Annotated in this window: 14 protein-coding genes; 9 read left to right on the plus strand and 5 right to left on the minus strand. The window is 65.3% G+C overall.

The window, feature by feature from the left end; all coding sequences use genetic code 11:
- Position 1: 1 nt before the first annotated feature.
- From AADV58_RS15405 to AADV58_RS15425, 5 genes are all read right to left on the minus strand, one after another.
- Positions 2-763, minus strand: coding sequence for an ABC transporter ATP-binding protein (locus AADV58_RS15405; RefSeq protein ID WP_341743625.1), 762 nt, complete (start codon positions 761-763; stop codon positions 2-4).
- A complete protein-coding gene (locus AADV58_RS15410; protein ID WP_341743626.1) occupies positions 760-1,698 on the minus strand; it encodes a branched-chain amino acid ABC transporter permease in 939 nt (312 codons plus the stop codon). Before AADV58_RS15410 ends, AADV58_RS15405 begins: the two co-directional genes overlap by 4 nt.
- Before the next feature lie 2 nt (positions 1,699-1,700).
- A complete protein-coding gene (locus AADV58_RS15415) occupies positions 1,701-2,576 on the minus strand; it encodes a branched-chain amino acid ABC transporter permease (protein WP_298398520.1) in 876 nt (291 codons plus the stop codon).
- 79 nt (positions 2,577-2,655) lie between these two features.
- Positions 2,656-3,705 carry a 2Fe-2S iron-sulfur cluster-binding protein gene (locus AADV58_RS15420; protein WP_298398518.1) on the minus strand — a complete coding sequence of 350 codons (1,050 nt, stop codon included), beginning with the start codon at positions 3,703-3,705 and terminating at the stop codon, positions 2,656-2,658.
- A gap of 99 nt (positions 3,706-3,804) precedes the next feature.
- Complete coding sequence (locus AADV58_RS15425; RefSeq protein WP_341743627.1) at positions 3,805-4,833, minus strand: hypothetical protein; 1,029 nt, start codon at positions 4,831-4,833, stop codon at positions 3,805-3,807.
- A 354-nt stretch (positions 4,834-5,187) separates the two neighbouring features.
- On the opposite strand from AADV58_RS15425, the gene paaN reads away from it, so the two are divergent.
- From paaN to AADV58_RS15470, 9 genes are all read left to right on the plus strand, one after another.
- On the plus strand, positions 5,188-6,855 hold the full coding sequence (paaN, locus tag AADV58_RS15430) for a phenylacetic acid degradation protein PaaN (RefSeq protein WP_341743628.1): 1,668 nt from the start codon (positions 5,188-5,190) through the stop codon (positions 6,853-6,855).
- A gap of 9 nt (positions 6,856-6,864) precedes the next feature.
- Positions 6,865-7,659 carry a 2-(1,2-epoxy-1,2-dihydrophenyl)acetyl-CoA isomerase PaaG gene (paaG, locus tag AADV58_RS15435; RefSeq protein WP_341743629.1) on the plus strand — a complete coding sequence of 265 codons (795 nt, stop codon included), beginning with the start codon at positions 6,865-6,867 and terminating at the stop codon, positions 7,657-7,659.
- 2 nt (positions 7,660-7,661) lie between these two features.
- Positions 7,662-9,185 carry a 3-hydroxyacyl-CoA dehydrogenase PaaH gene (gene paaH, locus AADV58_RS15440; protein WP_341743630.1) on the plus strand — a complete coding sequence of 508 codons (1,524 nt, stop codon included), beginning with the start codon at positions 7,662-7,664 and terminating at the stop codon, positions 9,183-9,185.
- Positions 9,178-9,648: a hydroxyphenylacetyl-CoA thioesterase PaaI gene (paaI, locus tag AADV58_RS15445; RefSeq protein ID WP_341743631.1), complete on the plus strand. Its 471-nt coding sequence runs from the start codon at positions 9,178-9,180 to the stop codon at positions 9,646-9,648. The genes paaH and paaI overlap by 8 nt, the downstream gene beginning before the upstream one ends.
- Positions 9,649-9,674: 26 nt before the next feature.
- Positions 9,675-11,000, plus strand: a complete 1,326-nt coding sequence (gene paaK, locus AADV58_RS15450; protein ID WP_341743632.1) for a phenylacetate--CoA ligase PaaK — start codon at positions 9,675-9,677, stop codon at positions 10,998-11,000.
- 10 nt (positions 11,001-11,010) lie between these two features.
- Positions 11,011-12,216, plus strand: a complete 1,206-nt coding sequence (gene pcaF / locus AADV58_RS15455) for a 3-oxoadipyl-CoA thiolase (protein WP_341743633.1) — start codon at positions 11,011-11,013, stop codon at positions 12,214-12,216.
- Between the two features lie 42 nt (positions 12,217-12,258).
- Complete coding sequence (locus AADV58_RS15460) at positions 12,259-13,404, plus strand: ABC transporter substrate-binding protein (RefSeq protein ID WP_341743634.1); 1,146 nt, start codon at positions 12,259-12,261, stop codon at positions 13,402-13,404.
- 82 nt (positions 13,405-13,486) lie between these two features.
- Entirely contained in the window at positions 13,487-14,260 is a 774-nt protein-coding gene (locus tag AADV58_RS15465; RefSeq protein WP_341743635.1) for an enoyl-CoA hydratase, read from the plus strand.
- 13 nt (positions 14,261-14,273) lie between these two features.
- Entirely contained in the window at positions 14,274-15,056 is a 783-nt protein-coding gene (locus tag AADV58_RS15470) for an enoyl-CoA hydratase/isomerase family protein (protein ID WP_028994377.1), read from the plus strand.

The raw sequence follows: 15,056 nt of genomic DNA on the forward strand, positions 1-15,056 counted from the left end.
GTCAGGCGTGGGTGCCGAGGTAGGCGGCGATCACGTCGGGATTGCCGCGCACCTCCTGGCCGGTGCCCTCGGCCAGCTTGCGGCCGTAATCGAGCACCAGGATGCGGTCGGAGAGGTTCATCACCATCTTCATGTCGTGTTCGACAAGAACGACGGTGATGCCCGAATCGGCAACCTTGCGCACCAGATGGTCGACTTCCTGGGTTTCCTTGGGGTTGAGGCCGGCGGCCGGCTCGTCGAGGAAGATCAGACGCGGCTTCATCGCCAGCGCACGGGCGATTTCCAGGCGCTTGAGCGCGCCGTAGGACATCGCATCGGGGCGCGCGCCGACGTATTTGCCGAGGCCGACGAATTCCATCAATCCGGCTGCCTCCTCGCGCAGCGCCTCGTCGCGCCGCTTGAGCGCGGGCAGGCGCAGGATCGCCTTGAACAGGTTGCGATCCAGGCGCAGATGGGCGCCGACCATGACGTTCTCGATGGCGCTCATGTTCATGCAGATCTGCAGGTTCTGGAAGGTCCGCGCCATACCCCGCCGTGCCAGCTCATCCGGCGACTTACCCTGGATGATTTCGCCGTCGAGACGGATTTCCCCGCTGGTCGGCGTATACACGCCGGTGATCAGGTTGAACAGGGTCGTCTTGCCGGCACCGTTGGGGCCGATCACCGAATAGACGATGCCGGAATCGATGCTGAAGCTGACATTCTGGACGGCCTTGACGCCGCCGAAATGAATCGACAGATCCTTGACTTCGAGCAGGCTCATTTGTCGTCCCCCTTGCTGAAGCGTGCCGCCAGCGTCGGCACCAGGCCGCGCGGCATGAAGATCATGCACAGCATCAGGATGGCGCCGAAGGCGACCGTTTCCCAGCCCTCGAAGGTCGCCAGCGCCTGCGGCAGCGCCGTCAGCAGCACGGCGCCGACGATCGAGCCGTAGACCGAGGCCATGCCGCCGATGACGACCATGGTGACCAGTTCGATGGAATGGAAGAAGTCGGCGAAGTTGGGGCTGATGAAACCGATGTAATGCGCCGAGATGCTGCCCATGATGCTGGCCGAGAAGGCCGACAGGACAAAGATCGACACCTTGTAGCGGGCGACGTTGACGCCGACCACCTGCGATGCCACCTCGGAACCGTGGAGCGCCCGCAGCGCCCGCCCGAACGGCGAGTCGATCAGGTTCAGCGAGCCCCACACGGTCAGCACCAGCAGTGCCGCCACCACCCAATACCACTGGCGGTCGGAGCCGATCTCGAAACCGAACAAGGCCATCGGCAGCACCGGCATGCCGTCGGGACCGCCGGTCCACTGGGCTTCATTGCGCAGCGCGATGTTGATGATGATGCCCAGGCCGAGCGTCGCCATCGCCAGGTAATGCCCCTTCAGCTTGAAGATCGGCTTGGCCACCAGCGCCGCCAGCAGGGCCGAGGCCAGGGCCCCGGTGAGCATGGCGGTCACCGGGTGCCAGCCGAAATGCATCGGCAGCACCGCCGAGGCATAGGCACCGATGCCGAGGAAGCCGGCGTGACCGAGGCTGATCTGGCCGGCAAAGCCGATCAGCAGGTTGAGCCCGATGACGATGATGGCGTTGATCGCCATGCGCACCGCGAGGTCGAGGTAGAAATTGTTGGGCACGACGAAGGGCAGCACCAGCAAGATCACGATCAGGCCGTAGAGGCCGAAATAAATGCGCTTGTTCATGCTTACACCCGATCCGTCGATTTACCGCCGAACAGGCCGCGCGGCATGAAGAAGAGAATCAGCAGGATGAGCACGAAGGGAATCGCGTCCTTGTACGCCGACGAGATGTACCCGGCGCCCATGGCTTCGAGGATGCCGACCAGCAGGCCGCCAACCACCGCCCCCAGACCGTTGCCCAGGCCGCCGACGACGGCGGCGACGAAGCCCTTGAGGCCGAGCATGATGCCGACATCGTAGGAAGTCATGGTGATCGGCGTGATCAGGATGCCGCCAAGCGCACCGAGCGCAGCCGACATGGCGAAGCTCATGAACAGCACCCAGCTGGTGTTGATGCCGACCAGTTCGGCGGCCAGCCGGTTGACCGAGGTCGCCAGCATGGCCTTGCCCTGCAAGGTGCGGTTGAAGAAGTACCAGAGCGCGACCACGACCAGGGCAGTGATGCCGAGCACCCACAGGCTCTGCGGCAGCAAGGTGGCGCCGAGGACGTGAATCGGTTCGTCACCCGAGAAAGCCGGCAGGCTAAAGGTGTTCTTGCCCAGCCAGACCTGGATCAGACCGCGGATGACCAGCGAGGCGCCGATGGTGATGATGATCAGGGTCACCGTCTCGGCGCCCTTGACCGGTTCGATCGCCAGTTTCTCGACCAGCACGCCAACCACCGCCGGCACCAGGACGGCGAGCAGCAGGACAGCCGGCAGCGGCAGGCCCATCTGGGCAAATAGCACGGCCAGCATGCCGCCGAGCATGATGAATTCGCCCTGGGCGAAGTTGATCACATGGCTGGCGTTGTAGATCAGCGTGAAGCCAAGCGCCGCCAGCGCATAGGTGGCACCGACGGTGATGCCGGAAAACAGGAATTGCAGGAACTCAGCCAGCATGGTGGCTCCCTGCCCGTTGACGGGTCGTTGTCATATTGTCTCCTCCGTGTGTTTATCGCGCATTGTCCCGTTCGGGCGACTAGCTTGGCAACAGGTGATCGCTGTCGGGAACCTCGGGCTGTTGCTGCGAGAAGAAGCCTTCGGTATGGATCAGCTCGGGTTTGGCGCCCAGTTGCTTGACGACCTGGACGCAGGCGTCGACGAACTCCGGACTGCCGGCGGCGAAAATGGTGTGCTTGGACAGATCGGTAAACATCTTCGGCAGGACCGCGTCCACCCGCCCGTTCAGATAGCCCTCGCGCTGCTCGCGGGTCAGCGTGACCTTGTAGTCGAAATTGCGATGCTTGGTCCGCCACCAGGCCATCAGGCCTTCGGCATAGACGTCGTCGTGGCTGCGCGCCGAAAACAGCATCGTGACCGGCCGCCGGAAACCGCGGCGCAAGGCAGCCTCGGCCAGTGCCAGCACGGGTGCCAGACCGGTGCCGGCAGCCAGGCAGAGGACCGGCGTATCGACCGAAGGATCGCCGATGAAGGTGCCGTAGGCGCCGGAAACCTTGACGCTCTCGCCGATACCGAGCTGTTCGTGCACCCAGTTGCTGGTGACGCCGCCTTCCTGGCGGGCAATCTGCAGCACCAGTTCGCCATCCGGGCGCGGTGCGTTGGAAATCGAATAGGCACGCGCCGGCACATCGGCCCGCGGATTGCCCAGGGTGACATACTGGCCGGGCCAGTAACGGATCGGCTGGCCGACCGGGCGCAGCCTCAGTTCAACCACACGCGCGGCGATCGATCGCTTGTCGACGACGACGAAGAGCGCATCCTCGCGCGGCGGGAAAAGTTTCGGTTTGGCATCCTCGGTGCCCCACTCGATGGTGATTTCCTCGGAAATCGGCTTGGCCATGCACATCAGGCCGTAGCCCTGTTTGCGCTCGTCCTGGGAGAGCGCCATGTCGAGGACCATGCCCTGGTCGAACTGACCCTGCGTGACCTTGACCTTGCATTCGCCGCAGGCACCGGCGCGGCAGTTGTTGGGCAGCGCGTAGCCGGCCTTCTCCAGCGCCATCAGAACGGTATCGCCATAATTGCATTCGACCGATTTTCCGGACGGCTGCATGATGATACGAGCCATTTGTCTTCCCCTTGTTATCCTGTGTTCTCTGTTGTGGCAAAGCCGGCGCCCCGTCAGGGGCACCGGCTGTCGATCAGACCGATAGGCGGATGAGGCGCATCAGAAGACCGGGATGATGTCGTCCAGGTCGACGTCGCTGACTTCCTGGCCGGTGATGCCGACTTCCGGGATCGACGGGAAGGGGATGTTGTAGCGGTCGAGGACGCCCTTGAGGTTGATCATCGCGTTGCGCCAGTTTTCCTTCTTCGCCTCGTAGCTGGGGATGCCGAAGCCGGCACCGCGGGCCACTTCCTCGGCCTCGCGCTGGTTGTCGATGAAGTCGGCCGGCAGGTCCCAGAACTCCATCGGCGGCTCGAACAGCACGGCCGACAGGAACAGGTAACCGGCGCGGATCTGCTTGGTGACGACGGCCTTGGTCTCTTCCTTGAGGCCCGGGTAATCGCGCTCCATGACCGCCATGCAGATGGCCATGTGACGACCTTCGTCGCGGCCGATGTTCTTGAAACCTTCCTTGAAGACGGCCTCGCGGGAGTTGTCGTACATCTGCTTGAAGATGGTGGCGGCGGCGATCTCGCCCATCAGGAAGGACGAGAACAGCACGGCCAGGTCGTACTTGGGCACCGCCTGCTTGTAGCCGTTCCAGTAGCGGGCACCGTTGAAGTACAGCCACTGCACGTTCTTCTGCAGGCGCTTGCCGAGTTCGGTCTTCGGCTGGTAGGTGATCGGATCGGGATGGCCGAGTAGCTTGGTGATGGCCAGGCCGCACATGATCTCGTGGTTCTGCTCGTCGCGGGTGACCGAGAAGAAGCACTTGCGCACCGGATCTTCCTCATGCACTTCATAGGTCTTGATCAGCGCTTCGGCGAAGACCGGCGGGGCGGATGCGTCGAACACCGACAACAGGCTCCACCAGTAGGCGATCGATTCGCGCTCTTCCCAGGTGTAGCTTTCCAGGTCCAGCGTGTCCCACGGCAACTTCTCGGGATCCCAGTCCTCGCGCCGCGCCGCTTCCCACACTTCCTGCAACTTCTTGGTCTTGCTGTTCCAGGACAGCGGATAGACGTTGGGTTGCTGGATTTCCGGCGGGAATTCCATCTTGTCCGAAAAACGCTCCTTGTTGGCAGCCATAGCTCCTCCTTCAATCGAAATATCGTGGTCGTTTTGGGCACCGCACCGGTTTGGCGAGGCGACGGAGAAATAATGATACACACTGACAAGCCATGTCAACGATTTTTGTATCGAAATATGAAAAATTACACACGAAACAACTTACGCAATCCAGAACACGAAGAAACAACAATCGCAATTTTAATAACAACATGTTGTTTTTTATTGATTAACCATATCGCAAGTAATCGATTTTGCTAAACATAACCAAAAAATCATCGCAAAAAAACGATACCTTTATTTGACTTTCTTAAAACAACTTCGTATCGTTGCAACAAAGAAGCACGACAGAAACCGTCACCCAGGAGACACCCCATGCCCCAGCAACTATTGAACAAGCACCGCGCCACGCTCGACGGCGCCCTGGAAGCCATCCGCACCCGCGGCTACTGGTCCGCCTATAACGAAATGCCAAGCCCCAAGACGTATGGTGAAACCGCCGCCGACGATGGCAAGGCGGCGTTTGCCGCCCACCTCGGCCAGGCCTTCGAGCTCGACCAGCCGGGCAGCACGGGCTGGCATGGCGGCGAACGCTCGCCTTACGGCATAGCACTGAACGTCAGCTACCCGGTGTGCGATCCGGAAGTGCTGATCGCCGCCGGCCGGAAGGCCATGGACGGCTGGCAGAAGGCCGGCGTGGACGGGCGCACCGGCGTCTGCCTGGAAATCCTCGATCGCCTCAACAAGCAGAGCTTCGAAATCGCCCACGCGGTGATGATGACCACCGGCCAGGGCTGGATGATGGCCTTCCAGGCCGGCGCCCCGCACGCCCAGGACCGCGGCCTGGAAGCCGTCGCCTACGCTTACCGCGAACAGAGCTTCGTGCCAACCGAGACGGTCTGGGACAAGCCGCAGGGCAAGAACCCGCCGCTGGTCATGAAGAAGCACTTCGAGATCGTCGGCCAGGGCGTCGGCGTCGTCGTCGGCTGCGGCACCTTCCCGACCTGGAACACCTATCCCGGGCTGTTCGCGGCGCTCGCCACCGGCAACGCGGTGATCGTCAAACCGCACAGCAACGCCATCCTGCCGGCAGCGATCACCGTGCGCACGATCCGCGCCGTGCTCGCCGAAAACGGCATCGATCCCAACCTGGTCACCCTGTGCGTCGCCAGCGAACGCAGCGCGACGCAGAAGCTGGTCACGCATCCGGCCGTGAAATCGGTCGATTTCACCGGCGGCAACGCCTTCGGCCAGTGGCTGGTCGACAACGCCCGCCAGGCCCGCGTCTATGCCGAACTGGCCGGCGTCAACAACATCGTCATCGACTCGACCGACGCCTACAAGGCGATGCTGCGCAACCTCGCGTTCACGCTCTCGCTCTATTCAGGCCAGATGTGCACCACCTCGCAGGCGATCTTCGTGCCGGCCGCCGGCATCGATACCGAAGACGGCCACAAGTCCTACGACGAAGTGTGCGCCGACCTGGCCAAGGCCGTCGCCGGCTTCCTGAGCAAGCCGGAAGTCGCCCTCGCCGTGCTCGGCGCCGTGCAGTCGGCCGACACCCTGCAGCGGATCAAGGACGCCGACAGCGGCGCCCTCGGCCACGTCGTGCTCGCCTCCTGCAAGCTGGACAACCCGGAATTTCCGGCCGCCGAAGTGCGCACCCCGGTCCTGCTCGCCTGCGACGCCGCCGACGAAGCCGCCTATATGGAAGAACGCTTCGGGCCGATCAGCTTCATCGTCAAGGTGGCCGACACGCCGGCTGCCATCGCCCTCTCCGAACGCATCGTGTCCACCCACGGCGCGCTGACCGCCGGCATCTACTCGACCCGCCCGGAAATCATCGACGCGATGACCGCCGCCACGATGCGCGCCAAGGTCGCCCTGTCGATCAACCTGACCGGCGGCGTCTTCGTGAACCAGTCGGCGGCCTATTCCGACTACCACGGCACCGGCGGCAACCCGGCAGCGAACGCGTCCTACGCTGACGCCGCCTTCGTCGCCAACCGGTTTGTCGTCGTCCAGCGTCGTTACCATATCTGAGGGGGCCGCATGGAATTCGCCACCATCCGTTTTGAAGTCAGCGACGGCATCGCCCGCCTGACCCTGAACCGCCCCGACAAGCTGAACAGCTTCACCGGCGAGATGCACGCCGAACTGCGCGTCGCCCTCGACCGCGTCCAGGCTGACCGCAGCATCCGCGTGCTGGTGCTCAGCGGCGCCGGCCGCGCCTTCAGCGCCGGCCAGGACCTGGCCGACCCCGACATGCAGGCCATAGCCGGCCACCAGCCGGACATCGGCAACATCGTCGAGAAGAACTACAAGCCGCTGGTGCTGCGCCTGCAGAACCTGCGCGTGCCGACCCTGGCCGCGGTCAACGGTATCGCCGCCGGCGCCGGCGCCTCGGTGGCGCTGGCCTGCGATCTGGTCGTCGCCACACAGTCGGCCTCCTTCCTGCAGGCCTTCTCGAAGATCGGCCTGATTCCCGACACCGGCGGCACCTGGTTCCTGCCGCAACGCGTCGGCATGGCGCGCGCCATGGGCCTGGCCCTGCTCGCCGACAAGCTGCCGGCAGCGAAGGCTGCCGAATGGGGGCTGATCTGGGAATGCGTCGCCGACGACGCCTTCGCCGCCCGCATCGACGCGCTCGCCGCCCAGCTCGCCAGCCTGCCGACCAAGGCGCTGGTGCGCACCCGCCAGGCGATGCACGCCGCCCCCGGCCACACGCTGGAGCAGCAGCTCTCCTATGAGGGCGGCTTCATGCGCGAACTCGGCTGGAGCGCCGACTACGCTGAAGGCGTCGCTGCCTTCATGGAAAAACGCGCACCGAAGTTCACCGGGGACTGACGATGGCCGCCCTTCATCAAACCGCGGTCGTCGCCGTGGTCGGCGCCGGTGCCATGGGCGCCGGCATCGCCCAGGTCGCGGCGCAAGCCGGCCACCCGGTGCGCCTGCTCGACAACCGGCCGGGCGCCGCAGCCGCCGCCATCGAGAACATCCGCGGCCAGTTCGCCAAGCTGGCCGACAAGGGCAAGCTCAGCGCCGCCGATGCTGCCGCCGCCGGTGCTCGCCTGCAACCAGCAGAAAGCCTGGCCGACCTGGCCGGCTGCGCGCTGGTGGTCGAAGCCATTGTCGAGAACCTGGAAGCCAAGCAGAAGCTGTACGCCGACCTCGAAGCCATCGTCGGCGACGACTGCCTGTTCGGCACCAACACCTCGTCGATCTCGGTCACCGCCATCGGCAGCGCGCTCAAGCGCCCGCAGCGGCTGGCCGGGCTGCACTTCTTCAATCCGGCGCCGCTGATGGCGCTGGTCGAGATCGTCTCCGGCCTGGCCACCGACGACGCCGTCGCCGACACGCTGTACGCCACCGCCGCCGCCTGGGGCAAGACGCCGGTGCATGCCAAATCGACCCCCGGCTTCATCGTCAACCGCGTCGCCCGCCCCTACTACGCGGAAGCGTTGCGCCTGCTGCAGGAAGGCGCCGCCGACCCGGCAACGCTCGACGCCGTGCTGCGCGAAGCCGGCGGTTTCCGCATGGGACCGTTCGAGTTGATGGACCTGATCGGCCACGACGTCAATTTCGCCGTCACCAACTCGGTCTGGCGCGCCTTCTACCACGACCCGCGCTTCCTGCCCTCGCTGATCCAGCAGGAACTGGTCGACGCCAGCTTCTACGGCCGCAAGACCGGGCGCGGCTTCTACGATTATTCCGCCGACGCCGCCCGCCCGGCACCGCAGACCGAAGCGCCGTGCACGCCGGCCGGCAAGATCGTCGTCTGCGGCGAATCGCCGCTCGCCGAAGCATTGGCCGAGCGCCTGCAGCACGGCAAGCTGTCGTTCAGCCGGGCACCGTCGACCGACGGGCGCGTCGCCGAAATCGGCCGCGCCGTGCTGTTCCAGACCGACGGCCGCTCGGCCACCGAGCGCGCCGCCAGCGAAGGCGTCGCCAACTGCGTGCTGGTCGACCTGGCGCTCGATTACGAAACCGCCGGCCGCCTCGCCGTCGCCGTCGCCGCGCAGTGCGAGCCGGCCGCTGCGGAAGCCGCCATCGGCCTGCTGCAGGCCGCCGGCTACGCCGTCTCGCGGCTCGCCGATGTGCCCGGTCTGGCGGTCATGCGCACCGTCGCCATGCTCGCCAACGAGGCCGCCGACGCGGTCAACCAGGGCGTCTGCGCCGCCACCGCCGCCGACGCGGCGATGCGCTTGGGCGTCAATTACCCGCGCGGCCCGCTGGCCTGGGCCGACCAGGTCGGCGTCGGCGCCATCCGCGACGTCCTCGCCAACCTCGGCGCCAGCTACGGCGAAGACCGCTACCGCGTCTCGCCGCTGATCCGCCGCGCCGTCTTTGCCGGAAAGAACCTCCATGACTGAACCCAAACTCAGCGCCGCCGAGGCGCAGGCCCTTGCCACCGCCACCGCCGAAGCCATGTATGCCCGCGACCGGGCGGCGCAGGCCTTCGGCATCAAGATCCTCAGCGTCGCTCCCGGCCAGTCGCTGCTCACCATGCGCGTGCGCTCGGACATGGTCAACGGCCACCACATCTGCCACGGCGGCATGATCTTCACGCTCGCCGACACCGCCTTCGCCTACGCCTGCAACAGCTACAACCGCAATACCGTGGCCTCGGCCTGCCACATCGATTTTCTCGCCCCCGCCCGCGAGGACGAGATTCTCCAGGCCGAGGCGACGGAACGCTCGGCAGCCGGCCGCACCGGCGTCTACGACATCACCGTGCGCAACCAGCACGGCACCACCATCGCCCTGTTCCGGGGCAAGAGTTACCGCATTGCCGGCGAAGTCATCGCCGGGCTGCAACAGGCCGACCGAGCCTGACGCCAATCAACACGGAGGAGACAAACATGACTGCCAGAAAACCCCAACCGGGCGAACTTGAAGCCATCGAAACGGCCAGCCGCGACGAGATTTCGGCGCTCCAGCTTGAACGCCTGAAGTGGTCGGTGCGCCACACCTACGACAACGTCGCCCCGTACCGCGCCAAGTGCGAGGCCAAGGGCGTCCATCCGGACGACCTGAAGTGCCTGGCCGACCTGGCCAAGTTCCCGTTCATGACCAAGCTCGACCTGCGCGACAACTACCCCTTCGGCCTGTTCGCCGTGCCGCGCGACAAGGTCGCCCGCCTGCACGCCTCGTCGGGCACGACCGGCAAGCCCATCGTCGTCGGCTACACCCAGCAGGACATCGACAACTGGGCCAACCTGGTCGCCCGCTCGATCCGCGCCGCCGGTGGCCGTGCCGGCGACATGGTCCATGTCGCCTACGGTTACGGCATGTTCACCGGCGGCCTCGGCGCCCACTACGGCGCCGAGCGCCTGGGCTGCACCGCCGTGCCGATGTCCGGCGGACAGACCGAGAAGCAGGTCCAGCAGATCATGGATTTCAGGCCGGACATCATCATGGTCACCCCCTCCTACTCCCTGGTGATCGCCGAGGAATTCGAGCGCCTGGGCATCAAGCCGGAAGAGATTTCGCTCAAGGTCGGCATCTTCGGTGCCGAGCCCTGGGGCGAAGGCATGCGTGCCGAAATCGAGAAGAAGCTCGGCCTGGACGCCATCGACATCTACGGCCTGACCGAAGTCATGGGCCCGGGCGTCGCCTGCGAATGCATCGAGACCAAGGACGGCCCGGTAATCTGGGAAGACCATTTCTACCCCGAGATCATCGACCCGGAAACCGGCGAAGTCCTGCCCGACGGTTCGGAAGGCGAACTGGTGTTCACCTCGCTGACCAAACAGGCCTTCCCGGTCATCCGCTACCGCACCCGCGACCTGACCCGCCTGCTGCCGCCGACCGCCCGCTCCTTCCGCCGCATCGGCAAGATCACCGGCCGTTCCGACGACATGCTGATCATCCGTGGCGTCAACGTCTTCCCCACCCAGATCGAGGAACAGATCCTGCGCGATGCCCGCCTAGCCGGCAATTACCAGGTCGTGGTCACCCGCGACGGCCACATGGACAACCTCGAAGTGCGTTGCGAAGTCCAGCGCGAGCTGTCCGGAAAACTCGGCCCGGCCGACATCCAGCAGATCGGCAAGGAACTGCAGCACCGCATCAAGACCAACATCGGCGTATCGACCAAGATCACGGTCATGGAATTCGACGCCATCCCGCGCACCCAGGTCGGCAAGGCCAAGCGCGTGCTCGACGAACGCCCGAAGCAGAACTGAGGACAGCGCCATGACCCAAGCCTTCATCTGCGACGCCATCCGCACCCCGATCGGCCGCTACGGCGGCGCGCTGAGCAGCGTGCGCGCCGACGACCTCGGCGCCATCCCGCTCAAGGCGTTGATGGAACGCAACCCGCAGGTCGACTGGAGCACGGTCGACGACATCATCTACGGCTGCGCCAACCAGGCCGGCGAAGACAACCGCAACGTCGCCCGCATGTCCGGCCTGCTCGCCGGGCTACCGGTCGAGGTACCGGGGACCACGGTCAACCGCCTGTGCGGCTCCGGCATGGACGCGGTCGGCCTCGCCGCCCGTTCGATCAAGGCCGGCGAAGCCAGGCTGATGATCGCCGGCGGCGTCGAAAGCATGTCGCGCGCGCCCTTCGTCATGGGCAAGGCGGAATCGGCGTTCTCGCGCAACGCGGCAATCTTCGACACGACCATCGGCTGGCGCTTCGTCAATCCGGCGATGAAGAAGCTGTACGAGACGCACTCGATGCCGCAGACCGCCGACAACGTGGCGGCAGACTTCAACATCAACCGCGCCGACCAGGACGCCTTCGCCATACGCTCGCAGCAGCGCTGGGGTGCCGCCCACGCCGCCGGCCGTTTTGCCGACGAGCTGGTGCCGGTGCTGATCCCGCAGAAGAAGGGCGACGCCAAGGTGGTCGATACCGACGAGCACCCGCGCCCCGAGACCACGCTCGAACAACTGGCCAAACTCAAGGGCGTGAACGGCCCCGAGCTGAGCGTCACCGCCGGCAACGCCTCCGGCGTCAATGACGGTGCCTGCGCCCTGCTGCTCGCCTCGGAAGCCGCCGCCGGCCAGTACGGCCTGACGCCGCTGGCCCGCGTGGTCGGCATGGCCACCGCCGGCCTGGCGCCGCGGATCATGGGTTTCGGCCCGGCCCCGGCGGTGCGCAAGGTACTTGCGCAAACCGGCCTGAGCCTGGCGCAGATGGATGTGATCGAACTCAACGAAGCCTTCGCCGCCCAGGCGCTGGCCGTGCTGCGCGACCTCGGCCTGGCCGACGACGCGGCACACGTTAACCCCAATGGCGGCGCCATCGCGCTCGGCCATCCGCTCGGCATGAGCGGCGCCAGACTGGTGACGACTGCGGCCTACGAGCTGAAAAGGCGCAACGGCCGCTTCGCACTGTGTACCATGTGCATTGGAGTCGGACAGGGCATTGCGATGATCATCGAACGTGTCTGATTCTGCTGTACTCGACAACAACCTCAAGGAGGAGACAAATCCATGAATGCTAGCTTGAAGAAACTCGTCGCCGGCGCCGCCCTGGCTTTCGGTGCCCTCGGTGCCTTCGCTGCCGAACCGATCAAGATCGGTTCGGTGCTGTCGGTCACCGGCCCGGCCGCCTTCCTCGGCGACCCGGAACTGAAGACGCTGCAACTCTACGTTGCCGACATCAACAAGAAGGGCGGCGTCCTCGGCCGCCAGTTGCAACTCGTGCATTACGACGACGGCAGCGACGCCGGCAAGGCCAACGGCTTCACCAAGCGCCTGATCGACGACGACAAGGTCGACATCCTGGTCGGCGGCACCACCACCGGCGCCACCATGTCGGCCGTACCGCTGGTCGAACGCGCCGGCATCCCCTTCATCTCGCTGGCCGGCGCCGTGGTCATCATCGAGCCGGTCAAGAAGTGGGTGTTCAAGACCCCGCACACCGACCGCATGGCCGCCGAAAAGGTCTTCGAAGACATGAAGAAGCGTGGCATCAGCAAGGTTGCCCTGTTCTCCGAAACCTCCGGTTTCGGCGCTTCCGGCAAGAAGGAAACGGAAGCCGTCGCCGCCAAGTACGGGATCACCCTGGTCGCCAATGAAACCTACGGCCCCAAGGATACCGACATGAGCCCGCAGCTGACCAAGATCCGCAACACCGCCGGCGTCCAGGCCGTGTTCGTGTTCGGTCTCGGCCAGGGCCCGGCCATCGTCACCAAGAACTACAAGCAACTGGGCATCAACCTGCCGCTTTACCAGTCGCACGGCGTCGCTTCCGACGAATTCCTGACGCTCGCCGGACCGGCTGCCGAAGGCGTCCGCCTGCCGTCGCCGGCGCAGTTGATCCCGGAACAGCTGCCGGCCAACGATCCGCAGAAGGCTGTGGTCACGGCTTATGCTGAAGCCTACAAGGCGGCCTACAAGACCGACGTGTCGACCTTCGGTGGCTATGCCTACGACGGCCTGATGCTGGCGGTCGACGCGATCAAGCGCGCTGGCGGCACCGACAAGGCCAAGGTCCGCGACGCCCTCGAAGCGACCAAGGGCTTCGTCGGCACCAGCGGCACCTACAACATGTCGGCGACCGACCACATGGGCCTCGACCTGTCGGCCTTCCGCATGCTTGAAGTCAAGAACGGCAACTGGTCCATCGTCCAGTAAGCCGGAACCGACACACGCATAAAAGACAACTGCACTTCGGGCCGCCCGGGGTTGGGCGGCCTTTTTTTTGGAGATTTTTGCCATGAGCACCACGGTTCTCAGCGAAGTCCACGGCAAGGTGGGCCTGATCCGCATCAACCGGCCGGAAGCGATGAATGCGCTGAACAACGAAGTCGTCGACGGCATCGCCACCGCTATCGACGCCTTCGAAGCCGACGAGAATATCGGCTGCATCGTCCTCACCGGCAACGAGAAGGCCTTCGCCGCCGGCGCCGACATCGGCTTCATGAAGGACTTCGACTACATGCACGCCTATAAAACGGACTTCATCACCCGCAACTGGGAGCGCATCAAGACGACCCGGAAACCGGTGATCGCCGCCGTTTCGGGCTTTGCCCTGGGCGGCGGCTGCGAGATGGCGATGATGTGCGACATGATCTTCGCCGCCGACACAGCCAAGTTCGGCCAGCCGGAAATCCGCCTCGGCACCATGCCCGGCGCCGGCGGCACCCAGCGCCTGCCTCGCGCCGTCGGCAAGGCCAAGGCGATGGACCTGTGTCTGACCGCGCGCATGATGGACGCCGCCGAAGCCGAGAAGGCCGGCCTGGTCGCCCGCGTCATTCCGGCCGAGCAACTGCTGGAAGAAACCATGAAGGCCGCCACGACCATCGCCGGCTATTCGCTGCCGGTGATCATGATGATCAAGGAATCGGTCAACCGCGCTTTCGAATCCTCGCTCAACGAAGGCCTGCTCTTCGAACGCCGCGTCTTCCATTCGGCTTTCGCCCTCGAAGACCAGAAGGAAGGCATGGCCGCCTTCGTCGACAAGCGCAAGCCGGCGTTCAAGAATCGCTGAGTCGGAGCCCACCATGTACGACACCCTGGAAATCGAACGCAAGGGTCCGGTGGCGACGATCTGGATGAACCGTCCGGCCGTCTTCAACGCCTTCGACGAAACGCTGATCGGCGAACTGGCCGCCGCCTGCCGCGAGCTGGAGGCCGATGCTGGCGTGCGCATCGTCGTCCTCGGCGGGCGCGGCCGGCATTTCTCGGCCGGCGCCGACCTCAACTGGATGAAACGGGCGGCGCAATTCGGCGCCGAGCAGAACCTCGCCGATGCCCGCAATTTCGCCGCCATGCTGCATACCCTGGCCAGCCTGCGCAAGCCGACCGTCGCCCGCGTCCAGGGCGCCGCGCTGGGCGGCGGCACCGGCCTGACCGCCGCCTGCGACATGGCGATTGCCGCCAGCGACGCCAGTTTCTCGACCTCGGAAGTGAAGTTCGGGATCATCCCGGCAGTGATCAGCCCCTACGTGCTGCGCGCCATCGGCCCGCGCCACGCGCTGCGCTATTTCCAGAGCGGCGAAAAGATCGGCGCCGAACGCGCACTGGCGATTGGTCTGGTCGGCGAGGTGGTCGCCCCCGAGGCGCTCGACGCCGCCATCGACCAACTGACTTCCGCACTGCTGCAGGGCGGGCCATTGGCCCAGAACGCCGCCAAGGACCTGATCGCTGCCGTTGCCGGGCGCCCCATCGACGCCGCCCTGGGCGAGGAAACGGCGGGCCGCATCGCCCGCCAGCGAGCGACCGACGAGGCCCGCGACGGCATCGCCGCCTTCCTCGACAAACGACCGCCGGCCTGGCTCGCCTGA

Origin of the sequence: Azonexus hydrophilus (genome assembly GCF_038368255.1) — a bacterium.
Lineage (GTDB): Bacteria > Pseudomonadota > Gammaproteobacteria > Burkholderiales > Rhodocyclaceae > Azonexus > Azonexus hydrophilus.

What these genes read in the sequence shown, in the direction of transcription:
- AADV58_RS15405 (WP_341743625.1), bottom strand. Translation starts at nt 763, where the DNA reads ATGAGCCTGCTCGAAGTCAAGGATCTGTCGATTCATTTCGGCGGCGTC.
- AADV58_RS15410 (WP_341743626.1), bottom strand. Translation starts at nt 1,698, where the DNA reads ATGAACAAGCGCATTTATTTCGGCCTCTACGGCCTGATCGTGATCTTG.
- AADV58_RS15415 (WP_298398520.1), bottom strand. Translation starts at nt 2,576, where the DNA reads ATGCTGGCTGAGTTCCTGCAATTCCTGTTTTCCGGCATCACCGTCGGT.
- AADV58_RS15420 (WP_298398518.1), bottom strand. Translation starts at nt 3,705, where the DNA reads ATGGCTCGTATCATCATGCAGCCGTCCGGAAAATCGGTCGAATGCAAT.
- AADV58_RS15425 (WP_341743627.1), bottom strand. Translation starts at nt 4,833, where the DNA reads ATGGCTGCCAACAAGGAGCGTTTTTCGGACAAGATGGAATTCCCGCCG.
- paaN (WP_341743628.1), top strand. Translation starts at nt 5,188, where the DNA reads ATGCCCCAGCAACTATTGAACAAGCACCGCGCCACGCTCGACGGCGCC.
- paaG (WP_341743629.1), top strand. Translation starts at nt 6,865, where the DNA reads ATGGAATTCGCCACCATCCGTTTTGAAGTCAGCGACGGCATCGCCCGC.
- paaH (WP_341743630.1), top strand. Translation starts at nt 7,662, where the DNA reads ATGGCCGCCCTTCATCAAACCGCGGTCGTCGCCGTGGTCGGCGCCGGT.
- paaI (WP_341743631.1), top strand. Translation starts at nt 9,178, where the DNA reads ATGACTGAACCCAAACTCAGCGCCGCCGAGGCGCAGGCCCTTGCCACC.
- paaK (WP_341743632.1), top strand. Translation starts at nt 9,675, where the DNA reads ATGACTGCCAGAAAACCCCAACCGGGCGAACTTGAAGCCATCGAAACG.
- pcaF (WP_341743633.1), top strand. Translation starts at nt 11,011, where the DNA reads ATGACCCAAGCCTTCATCTGCGACGCCATCCGCACCCCGATCGGCCGC.
- AADV58_RS15460 (WP_341743634.1), top strand. Translation starts at nt 12,259, where the DNA reads ATGAATGCTAGCTTGAAGAAACTCGTCGCCGGCGCCGCCCTGGCTTTC.
- AADV58_RS15465 (WP_341743635.1), top strand. Translation starts at nt 13,487, where the DNA reads ATGAGCACCACGGTTCTCAGCGAAGTCCACGGCAAGGTGGGCCTGATC.
- AADV58_RS15470 (WP_028994377.1), top strand. Translation starts at nt 14,274, where the DNA reads ATGTACGACACCCTGGAAATCGAACGCAAGGGTCCGGTGGCGACGATC.